At 58.0% G+C, this 722-nt stretch carries 1 pseudogene; it reads right to left on the reverse strand.

What is annotated here, in order from left to right:
* Positions 1–722, reverse strand: a pseudogene (locus tag ACYVG7_RS00010) (hypothetical protein); the annotation flags it as partial.

A 722-nucleotide genomic window follows, 5' to 3' on the forward strand; every position in this document is an offset into this window, starting at 1 on the left:
AAGTCACCGTGGCGCTTCTGGCCCGAGGCATCGGTACTGCGCCCCTTGTCGATTTTTGGTACCCCGTTGATGACCTGGATTTTGCCCAGGTCATCGACCACATCGGCATGACGAGGGATCACCAGGGTGTCGTCTTCAAACTCCACCTTGAGCTTGGGCATCCACTCCCGGTACCAGGGGTCATTGAGCATCACGCATTCGATCATGCTGGCCCCCCACTTGAGGCGGGCGGCCTCTGCCAGATAACCGCCGTTACCGGTGGCATCAAAAGAAGCGGCGCGCAGGCGAGGCAACCCCAATAATAAATAGAAGAGGATCTGACGCTGGGTCTCGTAAGGGGCATTGGCCAACTCCACCACGAACGGCACCCGCTTACGCAGATTGCTGGCGATGGCCAACGGTACAAACACCGACAGGTCACCCTTGCGCGCAAAGTCCTCACCCAGTACATGGCGGCAGGTCTGATCCAGACTCTCCAGCCAGGGCTTGAGGTTTTCCTCACACCAGACAGATCCCACAGCAAGGCGAGTCTCTTCACTCATCAGCTCGAAGTCTTTTGGCGCGGTGAAACGAATAATGGGGATATCGGGCTGCATCGCCCGCTCAATTAGGGAGCGCTTGATATAGGCACCACCGCCCTGCTTGGGGACGCAGAAATATTCTTCGAGCGCATCCTCTTCGGTGGCCGTGCTCTTGAGCAGGCCTGCTTTCCAGTCGTCCTC

The sequence above is a fragment of the Pseudaeromonas pectinilytica genome (assembly GCF_054780855.1).